The 17994-nt window shown below is 71.0% G+C and carries 17 protein-coding genes; 8 read left to right on the top strand and 9 right to left on the bottom strand.

Features of this window, described 5'->3' with window-relative positions:
* Positions 1 to 63 precede the first annotated feature (63 nt).
* A complete protein-coding gene (locus AC061S_RS32155; RefSeq protein ID WP_478689402.1) occupies positions 64 to 1707 on the top strand; it encodes a DNA repair helicase XPB in 1644 nt (547 codons plus the stop codon).
* Here the strand turns inward: AC061S_RS32155 and AC061S_RS32150 are convergent.
* Positions 1665 to 2429: a glycosyltransferase family 87 protein gene (locus AC061S_RS32150; RefSeq protein WP_478689416.1), complete on the bottom strand. Its 765-nt coding sequence runs from the start codon at positions 2427 to 2429 to the stop codon at positions 1665 to 1667. The two genes, AC061S_RS32155 and AC061S_RS32150, sit on opposite strands and share 43 nt — an antisense overlap.
* A gap of 26 nt (positions 2430 to 2455) precedes the next feature.
* Positions 2456 to 2641 (bottom strand): hypothetical protein, encoded by a 186-nt coding sequence (locus AC061S_RS32145; protein WP_243339576.1) that lies wholly within the window; start codon positions 2639 to 2641, stop codon positions 2456 to 2458.
* A 321-nt stretch (positions 2642 to 2962) separates the two neighbouring features.
* Here AC061S_RS32145 and AC061S_RS32140 point away from each other — a divergent pair, with 321 nt between their 5' ends.
* On the top strand, positions 2963 to 5074 hold the full coding sequence (locus AC061S_RS32140) for a HelD family protein (RefSeq protein WP_478689401.1): 2112 nt from the start codon (positions 2963 to 2965) through the stop codon (positions 5072 to 5074).
* Positions 5075 to 5174: 100 nt separating this feature from the next.
* On the opposite strand, the gene AC061S_RS32135 is transcribed toward AC061S_RS32140, so the two are convergent.
* Positions 5175 to 5870 (bottom strand): copper homeostasis protein CutC, encoded by a 696-nt coding sequence (locus AC061S_RS32135; protein WP_478689400.1) that lies wholly within the window; start codon positions 5868 to 5870, stop codon positions 5175 to 5177.
* A gap of 110 nt (positions 5871 to 5980) precedes the next feature.
* Between AC061S_RS32135 and AC061S_RS32130 the strand changes: the two genes are divergently transcribed.
* Both AC061S_RS32130 and AC061S_RS32125 read left to right on the top strand, forming a co-directional pair.
* Positions 5981 to 6667, top strand: coding sequence for an HD domain-containing protein (locus AC061S_RS32130; RefSeq protein ID WP_478689399.1), 687 nt, complete (start codon positions 5981 to 5983; stop codon positions 6665 to 6667).
* Between the two features lie 66 nt (positions 6668 to 6733).
* Positions 6734 to 7960: a Cmx/CmrA family chloramphenicol efflux MFS transporter gene (locus AC061S_RS32125; RefSeq protein ID WP_478689415.1), complete on the top strand. Its 1227-nt coding sequence runs from the start codon at positions 6734 to 6736 to the stop codon at positions 7958 to 7960.
* Between the two features lie 29 nt (positions 7961 to 7989).
* Here AC061S_RS32125 and AC061S_RS32120 read toward each other — a convergent pair whose 3' ends face one another.
* From AC061S_RS32120 to AC061S_RS32110, 3 genes are read right to left on the bottom strand one after another with little or no spacing between them, the layout of a single operon-like run.
* Entirely contained in the window at positions 7990 to 8520 is a 531-nt protein-coding gene (locus AC061S_RS32120) for an SMI1/KNR4 family protein (RefSeq protein WP_478689398.1), read from the bottom strand.
* A gap of 48 nt (positions 8521 to 8568) precedes the next feature.
* A complete protein-coding gene (locus AC061S_RS32115; protein WP_478689397.1) occupies positions 8569 to 8835 on the bottom strand; it encodes a DUF4031 domain-containing protein in 267 nt (88 codons plus the stop codon).
* Between the two features lie 7 nt (positions 8836 to 8842).
* The gene (locus tag AC061S_RS32110) at positions 8843 to 9253 is read right to left on the bottom strand and encodes a hypothetical protein (RefSeq protein WP_478689396.1); all 411 of its coding nucleotides are present in this window, start codon (positions 9251 to 9253) and stop codon (positions 8843 to 8845) included.
* 102 nt (positions 9254 to 9355) lie between these two features.
* On the opposite strand from AC061S_RS32110, the gene AC061S_RS32105 reads away from it, so the two are divergent.
* The 3 genes from AC061S_RS32105 to AC061S_RS32095 are packed head-to-tail and all read left to right on the top strand — an operon-like array spanning position 9356 to position 12876.
* Positions 9356 to 10318: a MurR/RpiR family transcriptional regulator gene (locus AC061S_RS32105; RefSeq protein ID WP_478689395.1), complete on the top strand. Its 963-nt coding sequence runs from the start codon at positions 9356 to 9358 to the stop codon at positions 10316 to 10318.
* Positions 10319 to 10345: 27 nt separating this feature from the next.
* A complete protein-coding gene (murQ, locus tag AC061S_RS32100; protein WP_478689394.1) occupies positions 10346 to 11272 on the top strand; it encodes an N-acetylmuramic acid 6-phosphate etherase in 927 nt (308 codons plus the stop codon).
* 59 nt (positions 11273 to 11331) lie between these two features.
* The gene (locus AC061S_RS32095) at positions 11332 to 12876 is read left to right on the top strand and encodes a PTS transporter subunit EIIC (RefSeq protein ID WP_478689393.1); all 1545 of its coding nucleotides are present in this window, start codon (positions 11332 to 11334) and stop codon (positions 12874 to 12876) included.
* Positions 12877 to 12957: 81 nt separating this feature from the next.
* On the opposite strand, the gene AC061S_RS32090 is transcribed toward AC061S_RS32095, so the two are convergent.
* From AC061S_RS32090 to AC061S_RS32080, 3 genes are all read right to left on the bottom strand, one after another.
* Positions 12958 to 13539, bottom strand: coding sequence for a hypothetical protein (locus AC061S_RS32090; RefSeq protein WP_478689392.1), 582 nt, complete (start codon positions 13537 to 13539; stop codon positions 12958 to 12960).
* A 489-nt stretch (positions 13540 to 14028) separates the two neighbouring features.
* Complete coding sequence (locus tag AC061S_RS32085; protein ID WP_478689391.1) at positions 14029 to 16251, bottom strand: site-specific integrase; 2223 nt, start codon at positions 16249 to 16251, stop codon at positions 14029 to 14031.
* A 253-nt stretch (positions 16252 to 16504) separates the two neighbouring features.
* The gene (locus tag AC061S_RS32080; RefSeq protein ID WP_478689390.1) at positions 16505 to 17707 is read right to left on the bottom strand and encodes a tyrosine-type recombinase/integrase; all 1203 of its coding nucleotides are present in this window, start codon (positions 17705 to 17707) and stop codon (positions 16505 to 16507) included.
* Positions 17708 to 17718: 11 nt separating this feature from the next.
* On the opposite strand from AC061S_RS32080, the gene AC061S_RS32075 reads away from it, so the two are divergent.
* A complete protein-coding gene (locus AC061S_RS32075; protein ID WP_478689389.1) occupies positions 17719 to 17901 on the top strand; it encodes a hypothetical protein in 183 nt (60 codons plus the stop codon).
* Positions 17902 to 17994 lie beyond the last annotated feature (93 nt).

The following is a 17994-nucleotide window of genomic DNA, read 5'->3' as shown; positions in this document are numbered from 1 at the left end:
GTTCCTGAACATGCGGCGATGCGGCACACTGGAGGTTTGGCCAGATGAAACGGGGCGCTGCGTGTGAATGGTCCACTGATCGTCCAGAGCGACAAGACGCTCCTCCTCGAGATCGACCACGAGCTCTCGGCGGCCGCGCGGCGCGCCATCGCGCCCTTCGCCGAGCTGGAGCGTGCTCCCGAGCACATCCACACCTACCGGATCACGCCGCTCGGCCTGTGGAACGCGCGGGCCGCCGGGCACGACGCCGAGCAGGTCGTGGACGCGCTCGTGGAGTTCTCCCGCTACCCCGTCCCGCACGCGCTGCTCGTCGACGTCGCCGAGACCATGGCCCGGTACGGCCGGCTCACCCTCTCCAAGCACCCCGTCCACGGGCTGGTCCTGACCAGCACCGACCGGCCGGTGCTGGAGGAGATCCTGCGGTCGAAGCGGATCGCCCCGCTGGTCGGCGCGCGCCTCGACGCCGACACCGTCGCCGTACACCCCTCCGAGCGCGGGCAGATCAAGCAGACCCTGCTCAAGCTGGGCTGGCCGGCCGAGGACCTCGCCGGGTACGTGGACGGCGAAGCGCACCCCATCGAGCTCGACGAGACCGGCTGGGCGCTGCGCCCCTACCAGCAGCAGGCCGTCGAGGGCTTCTGGCACGGCGGCTCCGGCGTGGTCGTGCTGCCCTGCGGCGCCGGCAAGACGCTGGTCGGCGCGGGCGCGATGGCGAAGGCCAAGGCGACCACGCTGATCCTGGTCACGAACACCGTCTCCGCCCGCCAGTGGAAGCACGAGCTGATCAAGCGGACCTCGCTGACCGAGGAGGAGATCGGCGAGTACTCCGGCACCCGCAAGGAGATCCGGCCCGTCACGATCGCCACGTACCAGGTCCTGACCACGAAGCGGAAGGGCATCTACCCGCACCTGGAGCTCTTCGACTCCCGGGACTGGGGCCTGATCCTCTACGACGAGGTGCACCTGCTGCCGGCTCCGGTGTTCAAGTTCACCGCGGACCTCCAGGCGCGGCGGCGGCTCGGGCTGACGGCGACGCTGGTGCGCGAGGACGGGCGCGAGTCGGACGTGTTCTCGCTGATCGGGCCCAAGCGGTTCGACGCCCCGTGGAAGGAGATCGAGGCGCAGGGCTACATCGCGCCGGCCGACTGCGTCGAGGTGCGGGTCAACCTGACCGAGTCGGAGCGCCTCGCCTACGCGACCGCCGAGACGGAGGAGAAGTACCGCTTCTGCGCGACCACCGCCACCAAGCGGAAGGTCACCGAGGCGCTGGTGCGCAAGCACGCGGGCGAGCAGACGCTGGTCATCGGGCAGTACATCGACCAGCTCGACGAGCTCGGCGAGCACCTCGACGCGCCCGTCATCAAGGGCGAGACCTCCAACGCGCAGCGCGAGAAGCTCTTCAACGCCTTCCGCGAGGGCGAGATCAGCGTGCTGGTCGTCTCGAAGGTCGCGAACTTCTCCATTGACCTGCCCGAGGCCACGGTCGCCATCCAGGTGTCCGGCACCTTCGGCTCCCGCCAGGAGGAGGCCCAGCGGCTCGGCCGGGTGCTGCGCCCGAAGGCCGACGGCCACGAGGCGCGCTTCTATTCGGTGGTCGCCCGCGACACCATCGACCAGGACTTCGCCGCGCACCGCCAGCGCTTCCTGGCCGAACAGGGCTACGCCTACCGGATCATGGACGCCGACGAGCTGCTGGCCGACGGCTGACGGACGAGGTGGCCGAACACTACGCTGGTCGTATGACGCACCAGGAGATCTACGAGGTCCTCTTCACGGAGTCGGCGGGCCGCGATCGGGACCGGTTGGAACCGGTGCGGCGCGCCTCGTTCGACAAGGCGCTCGACATCCTGGCCCGCGATCCGTACACGGAGCTGTCCCGGCCGATAGGAGCGGGTGAGCAGGACCGCGAGATCCGGCTCACCTCGCAGATCGTGGCCGAGTACATGGTGTCGCGCGGGCGGCTGCTGCTCGTGGTGCTGCGGGTCTTCGACGACACGGACATCCTGCTGCCCGAGGGGTGACCGGCGGCGCAGGGCGGCGGCGAGCAGGGCCGTGAGCAGGGGGACGGTCAGCCCGGCCCTGATCCGGCCGGTCAGCAGGAGGTACGGGATCAGCAGCGCCGGGGCAAGGGTGATCCCGGCGGCCGTGCCCAGCGCGAAGCCCTTGCCGAGCGCGCCGCTCGGCCGGTGCAGGTCCCACAGGACGGGGCAGGCCAGGGCCAGGGCGATCTGGGCGGACAGCGGGGTCTGGAACAGCGGCTCCACCCACAGCCCGGCGACGGTGGCGGCCAGGACGGCGCCCGGCCGGGCCCGCAGGCCCGCCAGCCGGCAGGACAGCAGGATCAGCAGGGCGAACAGGCCGGCGCTGCCCCACACCAGGACGGCCTTCAGTACGCCGGTCGGCAGCCAGGCGGCCGGGGCGAAGAGGATGGCCGCGATCAGTGCCTCAGTGGCCCTCAGTGTCGTATGACGCCCGCGTCCTCGGAGTATTCACCGAGGACGACCACGCTCACGGCGGTCGCCGCGAAGACCTTGGCCGCGCGCAGGACGCTGCCGACGCTGTGGCGGGGGCGGGAGTCGGAAGTGGCGGTGGCGCCGCGAGGGCGGCGACCCTGGACCGGGGTGTAGGTTGCGGTGCTCATGTATCCATGGTCGGTTTTCGACCGGCTTGTCACATCGCCCTGAGGGCTGAACCTCCACGTCTCCGGCCTCCTCCTCCTGGCCCATGCCTCCCCCTACGGGCTCTGTCCGAAGGAGGACACGGACCGAACAACCCCCGTACGGGGTCACCGCCCCGAAGGACTTTCGGCCCTCTTTATCCATTCGCGCAGCGCCTCCGCGATGGCTAGAATCTCCGCTCTTGCCGCCTCCCGCCGCGTCACCGGGAGCGCCGCCCGCCGCTCGGAAACCGGCGGGCCCGTCCGCCCGCATCACGCAGGTCCTCAGCAGATGGAGGCAGTTCCGTGCCCGCGCACGCCCACGTCACCGACCCCGACGCCGACCCCGACGTCGACCCCGACTCCGACGCAGCCGCGGCCCCCACCGACCCGCTGGGTCGCGAGCGGGCCCACCTCGCCTCTTCCCGGTCCGCGCTCCGCGCGATGCGCGAGGACGTCGAGAACCTCGACATCCGCGACGTCACCGCGAACTGGGTCAACGCGATCGTCCTGCAGGCCCAGATCGACGACCGGATCAAGGCCCTCGCCGACCTCGCCCACACCCCCCTCTTCTTCGGCCGCCTCAACTACCTGCACGCGCCCGGCGCGGAGCTCGCCGAGGGCGCGGAGGGCGAGCAGTTCTACATCGGCCGCCGCCACGTCCACGACGCCGGCGGCGACCCCATGGTGATCGACTGGCGCGCGCCCGTCTCCCAGCCCTTCTACCGGGCCTCCAAGAACGACCCGCAGGACATCGCGCTGCGCCGCCGCTTCGGTTACACGGGCGGCGAGCTGACCGCGTACGAGGACGAGGACCTCTCCGACCCCGCCGAGGCGGCGGCGGTCAGCAAGCTGCTCCAGCAGGAGATCGAGCGCCCGCGCGTCGGCCCCATGCGCGACATCGTGGCGACGATCCAGCCCGAGCAGGACGAGATCGTCCGTTCCGGCCTGTCGGGCTCCGTCTGCGTGCAGGGCGGTCCCGGTACGGGCAAGACGGCCGTCGGCCTGCACCGGGTCGCGTACCTCCTCTACGCGCACCGCGACCGCCTCGCCCGTACCGGCACCCTGGTCATCGGGCCGAACCGTTCCTTCCTGCACTACATCGAGCAGGTCCTGCCCGCCCTCGGCGAGCTGGAGGTCAAGCAGGCCACGGTCGACGACCTGGTCGCCCGCGCGGACCTGGAGGTGCGCGGCGCGGACGCCGCCGAAACCGCGGTGGTCAAGGGCGACGCCCGGATGGCGGAGGTACTGCGCCGCTCCGTCCACTCCCATGTCAGCGAGCCCGTCGAACCGCTGATGGTGGTCCGCGGATCGCGCCGCTGGCGGGTGCCCGCGTACGAGATCGCCGAGATCGTCGCCGAGCTCCAGAACCGCGACATCCGCTACGGAGCCGCCCGCAACGCCCTCCCGCAGCGGATCGCGCACGCGGTCCTCGTACGGATGGAGCAGGCGGGCGAGGCGCCCGACGACCGGGTCCAGGACGCGGTGGCGCGCAATCCCGCCGTGAAGGCCGTGGTCAAGGCGGTGTGGCCGCTGGTGGAACCGACCAGGCTGGTGCTGCGGCTGCTCTCGGACGCGGAGTTCCTCGCGGAGCACGCGGAGGGGATCCTGTCGGCGGAGGAGCAGGAGCTGCTGCTGTGGGCCAAGCCGGCCCGCAGCGTGAAGTCGGCGAAGTGGTCGGCGGCGGACCTGGTGCTGATCGACGAGGTGACGGACCTGGTGGAGCGCACGCACTCGCTCGGCCATGTCGTCCTCGACGAGGCGCAGGACCTGTCCCCGATGCAGTACCGGGCGGTCGGGCGGCGCTGCACGACCGGCTCGGCGACGGTCCTCGGGGACCTCGCGCAGGGCACGACCCCGTGGGCGACGCGGAGTTGGGACGAGGCGCTGGGGCATCTGGGCAAGCCGGGCGCGGTGCTGGAGGAACTGACGGCGGGCTTCCGCGTGCCGCGCGAGGTGATCGCCTACGCCTCGCGGCTGCTGCCGGCGATCTCGCCGGGCCTGGCTCCGGTCGCCTCGGTCCGTGAGACCCCGGGCTCGCTGGTGGTCTCGCCGGTCACCGATCCGACGGGCGCGGCCGTGGACGCGTGCCGGGCTTCGCTCGTGTACGAGGGGTCGATCGGGCTGATCGCGGCGGACGTGCGGATCCCGGAGCTCGGGGAGGCGCTGCTGGCGGCGGGCCTGCCCTACCTCTCGCCCGGCGAGGAGACGACGGCGGAGTCGCGGCTGACGCTGGTGCCGGCGTCGCTCGCGAAGGGTCTGGAGTACGACTACGTCGTGCTGCACGAGCCGGCGGACGTGGTGGCGGGCGAGCCCGACGAGCGCACCGGCCTGCGCCGCCTCTACGTCTGCCTCACCCGAGCCGTCTCGGGCCTGACCGTCCTCCACGCGAGCCCTATGCCGGGGGCCCTGGCGTAGCCCTGCGGGGCTGTCCCCTACCCTCCCCCGGACGGAGTCTGGGGGAGGGTAGGGGACTCCGCCCCGCAGGCCGCCCTCACTCACCCCCGGTCCGGGCAGGTCAGGCCAAGGCCGAGCGCCACTCCGCGACGGCCGCCGCCGACACCGACCGGTCCCACCCGGAAGGGCGGGCCGCGCCGCCGATGTGGAAGGCGTCGATGCCCGCTTCCCGCAGGACCGGGAGGTGGGAGAGGGCCAGCCCGCCGCCCACCAGGATGCGCGGCTCGTAGCCGGGGGTGCCGGCCTTCGCCGCTTCCGCCAGCAGCACCGGCAGGCCCTCGTCGACCCCGCCCGCCGCCCCGGCGGTCAGGTACGTGTCGAGCCCGGGCAGGTCCGCGACCGCCTTGCGGAGCTGGTCACGGTCCGCCGCGCGGTCGATCGCGCGGTGGAAGGTCCACCCGCAGCCGCCGAGCTCCGCCACGACCGCCTCGACGGCGGCGAGGTCGGGGCTGCCGTCGGGGTTCAGGAAGCCCAGCACGAACTCCTCCGCCCCCTCGGCGCGCAGCGCCCGCGCCTCCTCCACCAGGCGTTCCACGTCCTGCGCGGAGCCCGCCGAGAAGCCGTCCGCCTTCCGGAGCATCACGCGCAGCCGGATGTCGACCGCCGCCCGGATCGCCGCGAAGGTCTCGCGCGGCGGGGTGAGCCCGTCGGCGGCCATGTCGGTGACCAGTTCGAGTCGGTCCGCCCCACCGGCCTGGGCCGCGACCGCGTCCTCCACGTCGAGGGCGATCACCTCCAGGAGCGCACGGTTGCTCATGTAATCCCATCCTTCGTCCCACATTGGAAAATAGGTCTAGTCCAATATCCAGGGTACGGGCCTTCGCCCACCCTTCACCAGCACAATCACGCCACCACCACAATGTGCGCATGACATCCGCCATGACGTCCGACACGCACCGCGAGCAGGACCTCCGCGCCCGCTGGCACGCCACCACCGCCGCCGCCGGAGCCGCCGACAACCGGGACCCCGCCCCGTACGCCGACCGCCTCCTCACCGCCTGGGCGGAGCCGCAGCGCAGGTACCACACCACCGCGCACCTGGCCGACGTACTCGCACGCATCGACGTGCTCGGCGGGGAGGAGGAGGCAGCGGCGGCGGACCGTGCCGCCGTCGAGCTCGCCGCCTGGTTCCACGACGCCGTCTACCGGCCCGACCGCTCCGAGAACGAGGAGCGCAGCGCCGCCCTCGCCGAGCGCGCCCTGCCCGAGCTCGGCATCGACGGCGCCCGCACCGCCGAGGTGGCCCGCCTCGTCCGGCTCACGATCACCCACGACCCCGCGCCCGGCGACGCCAACGGCGAACTGCTCTGCGACGCCGACCTGGGAGTCCTGGCGGGCACGGCGCAGGAGTACGCCGCCTACGCGGCAGCCGTGCGCGCCGAGTACGGCTTCGTCCCCGACGAGGCCTTCCGCGCCGGCCGGGCCGCCGTGCTGCGGCAGCTCCTGGAGCTGCCCCGCCTCTTCCGCACCGCGTACGGGGCCGCGCACTGGGAGGCCCCGGCCCGCGCGAACCTGGCCGCGGAACTGGCAGATCTCGGCGAGCCCTCCGATTAGCCGGGAATGTGATCCCCTTCGTCATGGTTGAGGTAGTTCATGCCCGCCGCAGCCGAACGCACCCGCATGCCCGTCGCCGTCTACATCCTCGGCCTCTCCGTCTTCGCACTCGGTACCAGCGAGTTCATGCTCTCCGGGCTCCTGCCACCCATCGCCGAGGACATGGGCGTCACCATCCCCCAGGCGGGCCTGCTCATATCCGCCTTCGCGATCGGCATGGTCGTCGGGGCGCCCCTGCTCGCCGTCGCCACGCTGCGGCTGCCCCGGCGCACCACGCTGCTCTCGCTGATCAGCCTCTTCGGCCTCGGGCAGGTCGCGGGCGCGCTGGCCCCCTCGTACGAGCTGCTCTTCGCCTCCCGCATCGTCTCGGCGCTCGCCTGCGCCGGCTTCTGGGCGGTCGGCGCCGCCGTGGCCATCGCCATGGTCGAGCAGCACCAGCGGGCCCGCGCGATGGCCGTCATGATCGGCGGGCTGTCGATCGCCAACGTCCTGGGCGTGCCGGCCGGCGCGTTCCTCGGTGAGCACCTGGGCTGGCGTTCCGCGTTCTGGGCGGTCGGCGCCGCTTCCGCCGTCGCGCTCGTCGGCATCCTCGCGCTGATCCCCAAGATCCCGCTGCCCGCCGAGAAGCCGTCCCTCGCGCGCGAGCTGCGCATCTACCGCGACCGCCAGGTGTGGCTGTCGATCGGCATCACGGCGCTCGCCGCGGGCGGCGTCTTCTGCGCCTTCAGCTACCTGTCCCCGCTGCTCACGGACGTGGCCGGGCTCGGTTCGACGTGGGTCCCCTGGATCCTCGGCCTCTTCGGGATCGGCGCGCTGGTGGGCACCACGGTGGGCGGGCGGATCGCCGACGCGCACCTGTTCGGGGTGATGCTGTGGGGCATCACCGCCTCCACCGTCTTCCTGGCGGCGCTGGCCCTGCTGGCCTCCACCGCGGCGGCCGCGATCGCCCTCTCGTTCCTGCTCGGCTTCTCGGCGTTCTTCACGGCCCCGGCGCTCAACGCCCGCATGTTCAACGTCGCGGGCGCCGCCCCGACCCTGGCGGGCGCGACCACCACGGCCGCGTTCAACCTCGGCAACACCGGCGGACCCTGGCTCGGCGGCACCGTCATCGACGCCGGATACGGCTACTCCGCCACCGCCTGGGCAGGCGGCGCGATGACCGTCACCGCCATCGCCCTGGGCCTCGCGGCCCTCCGCCTGGACCGCCGTACGGTGGTCCCCACGCGCCTGGTGACCGGCTCGGCGTCGGCCCTGCCGGCCACGGCGCGGGCTGCCGCGGATCAGGCGGGGTAGGCGAGGTAGGCGCACCCGCCAGGTGCGGGTCAGCGGCAGAGCTCGTCGAGGTCCGCCTCGAAGCTCGCGAACTCCGCCCGCGCCTCGGCGACGATCTCCAGAGCGGGCCTGCGCGGTGCGGTGGCGTGCCGCCCGGCCATCTCCGCGAGGGCCGCGTCCGGCCGCGCCGCCCGCTCCGCGTACAGGGCCGCTTCCCGTGGCCCGAAGCCGTCCGCGAGCACCCACAGGAATCCGGACAGGTCACCGGCGACCAGGCCGACCTCGCCCTCCGACCCCATGAACACCACGGGCTGACGGTCGAGGGGCTGCCCCGGACGGACGCACCACACAGCGGCGAGGCCGCCGGAGCCGTCCTGGCCGAAGACCCGGTACGCGTCCCCCTCGAGCTCGTGGTTCCCCGTCCAGTGGCGCAGCCAGTCCGTGGTGTCCTCGGCGGACACGAAGGCCTCGTAGGGCTCGAAGTCGACGCCCTCGCCCTCGTCCCCGTAGTCGAACTCGACCCGGGCCACCTCGGCCAGGGCAGCGGGAAAGCGGCGGTCGTCACCGGGCATCACGATCATTCCCGGAGGCTAGCCCCCGCCACCGACAACCGGCCCCGCACGCCAGGGCTACGCCGGCCGCCCCTTGGGCCTCCGCAGGCCGGCGGCCGTCAGCCGCCGGACCAGCTCCTTGCTGCCGATCTCCACCGCGCCCGCGCCCACCGCGTCCGCGTAGCGGTGCTCCGGGACGTCGTAGTGGTCGCGTTCGAAGGCCTTCGGCGGGCAGCCGATCGACGCCGCGAAGGCGTGCAGTTCCTCGAACGAGGCGTCGCTGACCAGGTGCGACCACATGCGGCCGTGACCCGGCCAGTCGGGCGGGTCGATGTACACCGTCACCGGCGGCTCATTCGCCGTACCCGACGGCCGAACCGCTCCCGGAGCCGAGGCCGCCGAGGACCGGTCCCAGGCCGCCCACCGGCGCCACCCGCACGCCGGCCTCCGAGCACACCCACATCGGGTCCGGTCCGAGCTCGGGCTCCACGTCCAGCGCGTGCGGCTCGCCGTGGCCGCAGACCGGGCACAGCGGCCAGCGCCCGTACTTCTCCAGCAGCGCGTCCTTCACGTCCTGGGCGACGAGTCCGGCGAGGTAGTCGACGCCTTCCGGCCACTCCTCCACCCACCAGCGGCGGTGCGTGACCGCGTCCTCGACGAGGGAGACGACATCGGCCTCGGCGACCTCGCCCGCGACGAGATCGGCGAGTACCAGGGCGCGTGCGGCGTGCAGCGCCTGTTCAAGGGGGGTCGCGTGGTCCATGGACACATTGTGGACCCGGACGGGCCGTGTGGCGAAGGTCCTCTTCCGCCGGTGACTTATGGCGTCTTGACGTTCCCACCCCTCTGAAAATAAGTTTCAAGGGTGAGCAAGAACGTGAAAGAAACCTTCAGTGGCGGCGCGGGCGCGACCGGCGTCCCCGTCCCCGCCCCCGCCGCCCTGCGGGCCCGCGTCCGCAGCCTCGGCCCCTCGATGACCCGCTCCATGCAGGCCGTCGCCGAGGCCGTCGCCGAGGACCCCGCGGCCTGCGCCGCGCTCACCGTCAGCGACCTCGCCGCCCGCACCGGCACCAGCGAGGCCACCGTCGTCCGCACCGCCCGCCTCCTCGGCTACCCCGGCTACCGCGACCTGCGCCTCGCGCTCGCCGCGCTCGCCGCCCAGCAGGAGTCCGGCGCGGCCCCCGCCGTCACCGTGGACATAGCCGTCGACGACTCCCTCGCGGACGTGGTCGCCAAGCTGGCCCAGGAAGAGGCGCAGACCCTCACCGACACCGCCGCCGGACTCGACGTCGCCGCCCTCGGCTCGGCCGTCGCCGCCCTCGCGGCCGCCCGCCGCATCGAGATCTACGGCGTCGGCGCCTCCGGCCTCGTCGCCCAGGACCTCGCACAGAAGCTGTCGCGCATCGGCCTGATCGCCCACGCGCACAACGACCCGCACCTGGCCGTCACCACCGCCGTGCTGCTCCGCCCCGGCGACGTGGCCGTCGCCATCACCCACTCCGGCGGCACCGGCGACGTCATCGAGCCCCTGCGGACCGCCTTCGAACACGGCGCCACCACCCTCGCGCTCACGGCCCGCGCCAACTCCCCCGTCGTCCACTACGCCGACCTCGTGCTGGCCACCTCGGCCGCCCGCGAGACCCAGCTGCGGCCGGCGGCCATGTCGAGCCGGACCAGCCAGCTCCTCGTCGTCGACTGCCTCTTCGTCGGCGTCGCCCAGCAGACCTACGAGACGGCGGCGCCCGCGCTCGCGGCCTCGTACGAGGCGCTCGCGCCCCGCCACCACACCCCCGTACCCACCGCCAAGCGCAACAGCACCACCCGCTAGCAGCCCGTACCTCAGGAGCCGAAGCCCATGACCGCGTACGCCGAACTCCGCGCCCAGCTCGCCACCTTGACCACCGAGGCCTTCCGCCCCGAACTGGCCGAGATCGACCAGCTCTCCACCCTCGAGATCGCCCGCCTGATGAACGCCGAGGACGCCACCGTCCCGGCCGCCGTCGCCGGTGAGCTGGAGACGATCGCCGCCGCCATCGACGGGATCGCCGAGCGGATGGCCCGCGGCGGGCGCCTGATCTACGCGGGCGCCGGCACCGCCGGCCGGATGGGCGTACTGGACGCCAGCGAGTGCCCGCCCACCTTCAACACCGACCCCTCCGAGGTCGTCGGCCTGATCGCGGGCGGCCCCTCCGCCATGGTCAAGGCCGTCGAAGGCGCCGAGGACTCCAAGGAACTGGCCGCCGAGGACCTGACCTCGCTGGCCCTGACCGCGGACGACACCGTCATCGGGATCTCCGCCTCCGGCCGCACCCCGTACGCGATCGGCGCCGTCGAGTTCGCCCGCGACCGCGGCGCGCTCACCGTCGGCCTGTCCTGCAACGCCGGCTCCGCGCTCGCCGCGGCCGCCGACCACGGCATCGAGGTGGTCGTCGGCCCCGAACTCCTCACCGGGTCCACCCGGTTGAAGGCCGGCACCGCACAGAAGCTCGTCCTCAACCTCATCTCGACCCTCACGATGATCCGGCTCGGCAAGACCTACGGAAACCTGATGGTCGACATGCGCTCCTCCAACGAGAAGCTGCGCGCCCGCGCCCGCCGCATCGTCTCGCTGGCCACCGGCGCCCCCGACGCCGAGATCGAGGCCGCGCTCACCGCCGCCGACGGCGAGGTCAAGCAGGCCATCCTCGTCATCCTCGGCGGAGTCGACGGCCCCACGGCCGCCGAACTGCTCACCGCCTCCCGGGGCCACCTCCGGGCCGCCCTCACCCAGACCCCGCGCTGACCCACCCCTGCCCCCCCTGCCCACCCCCGCCGCCCCCCAGCAGCAAGGCGAACCCCACGATGTCCACTGACAAGAACCGCGCCACAGCCGCCGCGATCCTTCCCCTGGTCGGCGGTCCGGACAACATCCTCTCCATCGCGCACTGCATGACCCGCCTGCGGATCACCCTGCACGACCGCTCCCTGGTCCAGGACGAGGCCCTCAAGGCCCTCCCCGCCGTGATGGGCGTCGTCGAGGACGACACGTACCAGATCGTGCTGGGACCGGGCACCGTCGCCCGCGTCACCCCCGAGTTCGAGGCCCTGGTCGCGGAAGGCCGCTCGGCCTCCGCCGCCTCCGCCACCGCCCCGGCACCCGCCGGGACCGGCGCCGGCCACACCGCCGAGGAACTCGCCGCCCAGGGCGCGGCCATGAAGAACGCCCAGAAGGCGAAGAACTCCACCCCCTTCAAGCTGTTCCTGCGCCGCATCGCGAACATCTTCGTCCCGCTGATCCCGGCCCTGATCGGCTGCGGCATCATCGCCGGGCTCAACGGGTTCCTCACCAACATGGGCTGGGTGCCGGCCGTCGTCCCGGCGCTCGCCGCGATGGCCTCCGGGTTCATGTCCCTGATCGCGGTGTTCGTCGGCTACAACACGGCCAAGGAGTTCGGCGGCACCGCCATCCTCGGCGGCGCGGTCGCCGCGATCATCGTCTTCCCGGGCGTCGCGAAGATCGACGCCTTCGGCCAGCAGCTCTCCCCCGGCCAGGGCGGCGTCCTCGGCGCACTGGCGGCCGCGCTGCTCGCCGTCCAGGTGGAGAAGTGGTGCCGCAAGTGGGTCCCGGAGGCCCTGGACGTCCTGGTCACCCCCACCCTCACGGTGCTGATCTCCGGCCTGGTCACCATCTTCGGCCTGATGTTCGTCGCCGGTGAGGTCTCCAGCGCCATCGGCACCTTCGCCACCTGGCTGCTCGCCACCGGCGGGGCCTTCGCGGGCCTGGTCCTCGGCGGACTCTTCCTCCCGCTGGTCATGCTGGGCCTGCACCAGGCCCTGATCCCCATCCACACCACCCTGATCGAGCAGACCGGCTACACCGTCCTGCTCCCCATCCTCGCCATGGCGGGCGCGGGCCAGGTCGGCGCGGCCATCGCCGTCTACTACAAGCTCCCGCACAACCGCTCGATCCGCGCCACCATCAAGTCCGCCCTCCCGGCCGGCTTCCTCGGTGTCGGCGAGCCCCTGATCTACGGGGTCTCCCTGCCCCTGGGCCGCCCCTTCATCACCGCCTGCATCGGCGGCGCCGCGGGCGGAGCCTTCGTAGGCCTCTTCAACCAGCTCGGCACCGCCTTCGGCTCCACCGCCATCGGCCCCTCGGGCTGGGCGCTGTTCCCGCTGCTGGACGGCAAGTCGGGCATGGGGATGACCATCGCGATCTACGCGGGCGGCCTGGCGGTCGGCTACCTCGTGGGCTTCGCCGCCACCTACTTCTTCGGCTTCACCCAGCTTCTCTGCACTTCACTCAATCGGGAGGAGGGCGACGAGGAGCTGACGGCGGAGGTACCCGGTGCAGCCCCGAAGCAGGCCGGTTCCGAGGCCACGGATTCAGGTGTCCTCGTTCGCTGAAAACCCTGGCGGACTCTCCGTAGCCCTAGAGAACCGGGGAGGGGCGGCGCCTTGTTGCTCCGCCCCTCCCCGGAATCTGCGCTACTGCATGATCGTCCGCGGAAGGTGGGACGGCGTGCTGACGCACCTGTAGATCTGAAGGGTGTAGCCGCGTCCGATGGTCACCAGGGTGGGGTCATGCGCCTTCCGGTACGGATTCGGGGCCTTGTCCTCGCCGTCCTCGACAGGACGCCAGCTGCCGCTCGCGCCGTCCCACTCGCTGCTGTCGACGGTGAGAAGCGCCTCAACGGGCCCGCCGCACTCGCCGCAGTGCAACTCGTCGGACTCTGCCGGGTCGCGGAAGGTGAAGTGTGCGGGCCAGCCGCCCAGCTTCCAGCCCGGGGCTACAGACAGATCCCACCAGTAGTCCACCGATCGCCCTTCCACCCAGGCACGCAGGCCCTTCTCCTGCGCGTCGTTGAGGATGTGAGTCGGAGGGAATTCGCGAACTCGCTCCGGGTGCAGGGCACACGGTGCCGGCACGTGCTCGCTCTGGTCGACGTACACGGGCTCGGGCGGCTCCACCAGGGCATCCTGTACGTCGCATGACAGTCGCCATCGCAGCTGCACGGCTTCGGAGCACCCTTCGATTTCCTCGAACGGCGCCCACAGGACCTGGAGCATGTCCGTGCCCTCCGGGCATTGGAGCCCTGGGACGTCGCGGGCATAGAACTGCGCGACCGGGATCAGCGGGAGTGGACCCTCCGGCAATAGCTCCGGTGAATACCCGGCACTGATCCGGTTGATGACCTCCTGCTCCTGTGCGGTCAGCAGGTTCTCGCGTGGCCCACGGGGCCGTGCCCACGCAACCGTGAGGATGTCCCTCCGTGTACGTATATCTGCGAGTGTGGTCAGCGGCCCATAGGGCCGGTATGTCGGCGCGTACGTCGGCCACGGCTCGTCGGCCGGCCACAGCAGGGGCCCACCCACCGAGCTGTCGTGAATGGTGGGGTCTCCCGGGCGCGGGTGCAGCCGGGTGGCCGTCCTGGCCAGGCCCGCCAAGTCCGGAAGGTCGGCGGCCACGTCCAGCGGGCGCGGTGGTGTCGTACGTGTCACGTTTCCCCCTCAGCAAGACCGATGACGTATCCAAACACGGGTCACTGACAGGTCTGATCACCGGCTGCGCGGCCGGGGAAGCCCGAGGTCGACGACTGGCCGTCCTGTCAGCCTGGACGCCTCAGCCTGTTTCGTGCGGAGGAACGTCAGCGTCAGATCGATGCCGTCGATCTCACCGAGCCACTGCTCCTCCTCCGCCTTCTTGCGGCGGAGGAGAAGGTCCTTCTCCAGCTCCGCGAGCCTAGGCAGCATCTTGGGGTTGATCTGGAGCATGGGGCAGCGGATGCAGGCATGCTCGTGCTGGCATGGCGTCCCGTAGGGCCGCGCGCAGTTGCCCAGCTCCACCTTGCGCTTGTCAAAGTGCTCCTCGAACTCGTTCCATTCCTGTGGGGTGACCTCGCCGTATTCCACCTCGGGCCTCAGAGACCGCCGGTGGTTGAGGAAAGCCTGGTAGTGGCCGACCACATCCTCGGCGAACACTGCGACGTATCCCTGCGTCGTCTGCAGATTCAGGTGACCAAGCAGGGCAGCTCCGATGTGGATCGGCAGACCACCGTTGACAACCTCGGTGGCGAACAGCCGACGGAAGTCATGCGGGGTGAACGTCAGACCCTCAAAGGCGCGGTTGGTCTTGGCCAGCTCCTTGCAGCTGCGGCCAAGCATGGCCAGCACCGTTGCGCCAGACATAACACCGATCGCAGTCCCGAGGTGCCGCTGCATGAGGAAGGGCATCCGTTCCGACCACGTCCGTTCATGCGGGTCGTACCGGGTCACCAAGGGGACGGTCCTGCCATTGCGTGTATGGCGGCGAAGGATTTGCGCAACGGCGTGGAACAGCTCGGCCGACATCGGAATCACTCGCTCGCGCTCGCTCTTTGACGGCGCGACCACCAACAGGGCGATGACCTCGCCGTTAGGCCGTTGGTACTGGCGGATGCTCAAGTGCGTGAGCTCGCAGAGTTCCTCAACCCGGACACCACTGTGCCGTAGTACCTCGACCGCCGCCCACTCCCAGAAAGCGGATTCCTCGGCAACGGTCACGTTGATCCGCTCGCCCGATCCTTCGTCCGTGATCCGCACCGCCGGCTCCGCCTCCGCCACAGCCATACGCCGGTCGTACTGGGAGTCCCGGCGCCGGTAACGGCGTCCTTGATGGACGAACTCCTCACCGAGCGCGATCGGACGAGCGGCATCCAACAGGCCGGCGTAGAACTCGTGGCGTGCTTCGACGTGGGCCACCAGTGCGGGCAGGAGCGGCTGCCGGACACGGACCCGGTCCGCCATTCGCCGGTTGATGTCCCGCCTGCGCTTCCCGAACCCCTTCACATCCTGTGGACGGATGGGACACGGAACGACCCACTGCGCCCACCGCTCCGGCTCTTCGACGGCCCAGCTATGGAGGTCGACGTAAAGGCCGCGAACGGCAAGGAGGATGGATTCCGGGTCCAGGCGCTTCCGGAGCTCCTGGCCGCCACCAGTGGTGCACGTCTGGAGCTCGGCTCGCCACTGGTCGTAGAGGTCTTGGCCGAGGGCCAGGTCAGGGTGTCCTGGGCTGAGCTCCTCGATCTTGGCCCAGAAGTGCTTGGCCAGGTTCCGGGTAAGGCCCTCGATAGTGATGTAGTCCGTCTCCGCCCGCCTGCGGGCCAAGTAGTCGATCAACAGCCGTCGGACAGAGAGGTTTTCGATCGCGTAGCGGTCCACCAGCTCCTCGATCGTCCGCTGACCGCGGTACACGAACGTCCTGAGCGTCGGTGGCGTCTCAGCCGGAAAGTGCCCCATTGCGTGGAGCACCTGCCAGGCACCGAGGGCAGCGAAACAGTTGCGATTCTTGTTGGCCCCGTGGGTCAGCCCGAGACGCTTCGACTCCAGTGAGTAGTGCAGCAGAGCCGCAGGCGTCAGATGTTCGAGTGCGATGCCCTGAGTCGTCAGCGCGCAGGTGAGATCGAACTTCGCACGTGACTTGTGGACGTGTCCCATCGTGGAGTGTCCGTCAACGACCTCGAAGAACCGGTCCAGGAGTGGGTCGTTCTGGATCTCCCGGAAGGGCTCGGCGTACCGCGTGAACTTGTTGGCGCGGAAGCCGGACACAGACGGCTGGATCACCCGAAGACAGAAGGCCATCTTGGCGGCTGTGATCAGGTCGAAGCCGTCGTACTGAAAGCCCTCACGCGCGAGGATGTTGACCGAGGGTGCGTTCTCGCCGTCGAAGCCGCTCACCTCCCACCGCTGCTGCCAGGTCTCCCCTGGCAGCGTCTCCAAGTGGGCAAGCAGCAGGGTCATACCCCGGCGCCGCTTGTTCGCGTGGGAACGGTCCGAACGACCCTTAAGCGCTCCTGTGGCGATCTCCCGAACCTCCTCCAACGTCGCCCGGGAGAGATCCCCGAACGGTGCCGGTGAGACCTCTGGCCGCGGTGCCGGTGCGGCCTTCACTGACGCCGTGGAGAACCGGCTCCTCGGCGCCTCTGACCGTGCCCTCTCTCGGTCTGAGGCGATGCGGCGGTTTCGCGCCGTGTAGGTGTCGGGAGTGTGGCGGTTAGGCACCGAACACCGCCTTGAAGTCGTCCGCGTCGTAGCCGGGCGCAATACTGCGCACGGCCTTCGGCCGGTTGTAGTGCTCCTGGAGGGCATCGAAGAGGTCCTCGACGCGAGCGTTGAGGTAGCGGCCCGTGGTCGCCAGGTCGGAGTGCCGGAGGATCGCCCGGACTTCGGTCAGGGTGAGGTTCGGGTCGTTCGCCATACGACTGGCTGCCGTGTGGCGGAGATCGTGCAGCGTCCAGTTCGTGCCGATCTTGGCGTTGGCCCGCTGGATGACCCGGCGCATCGCCCAGTAACTCAGCGGCTTGTCGGGGCCGCGCCGCGTCCGCAGTGCCGGCTCGTGGGCGGCGGGCAGTCCGATGGAGTCGAGGTAGGCCGCGAGCACGATCAGGGCCTGCGGGCTGGCCGGTACGGGGTCCCGTTCCCTTGTCCCTTTGGAGATCACGTGGAAGACCTGCCCTGACCAGTCGATATCGGCCGGGGTGACCCCCAGCAACTCCTCGGCCCTGGCGCCGCTGGAGACGTAGAGCAGGACAGCGGCCCGGTCCCGGTCATGGGTCATCGCTGCGAAGAACTCGTCCCACAGAACGTCGGAAATCGCCCTTGGGTCGCCCTTCGACACTCGCTGCCGCAGCCGGGCCCGCCGGAACGGCTGCGCCGGCTCGGTGGGGCTTCGGTGTGCCAGCGCCCTTCGTTGTGCGACGGAATCCGGAACAGGGTTGGTCAGCGGGCCACGTCCGTAGTGGCGGTGGAAGGCGTAGAAGCTGCTGACCACGGTCAAAGCGTGGTTGATCGTGCTCGGCGCATAGCCGGCCTGGAGGTACCGCTTACCCGTGCGTGGGTTCGCCGACCCAGGCGGGGGCGAGTCCAGGTTGCTACGGCGACGCTGCGGATTGGGCGCCGTACGAAGCCACCCCACGAGTGCGGCGGCCTCTGCCTCTGACGCCTTGTCCCACGACAGGTCGAGAAACCACAGCAGCCGGAACCAACGCAGAAGGTCATGTGCGTAGCTACGGCCGGTCAGCGGGCTGTTGTCGCTGAGCGCGAGATCACGAAGGTACGAAAGGACGGGCTCGACTACCTCCCCAGACGCGTTGAGGACGGCGTAGGGCGGATGCTGGGTCTCCAGCTTGGCCACCGAACCGAGACGAGGTACATCGGCCCGACCCTCGATCAGGTCGTGGTGCAGGTTGGGTTCCACTCGGGCTCTCCTTGAGCGGGGGACACGTCGCCCTGCCCAACGAGCCAGAGAAGGTGCAGTTAACACACCAGATGCTGACCGAGTTCAACGCCGCTCCGGACGCGGAAACAGCCCCGGAGACCGCGTCGGCGGCGACCCCGGCCACCGAGCCCGCGCCCGCCGCGGACGCGGCCCCGGTCCCGGTCGGCCGCTGACCCGGTCGGCCGCTGACCTGGGCGGCCCCCACGTACGAAGGCTCCCGGCCGGTGTGGTCCACCGGCCGGGAGCCTTCACGTACTGCTCGGATC

The sequence above is a fragment of the Streptomyces sp. CA189 genome, from assembly GCF_056428985.1.
Note: the sequence above shows the minus strand (reverse complement) of the source record. Positions and strands in the feature narration are given on the sequence as shown.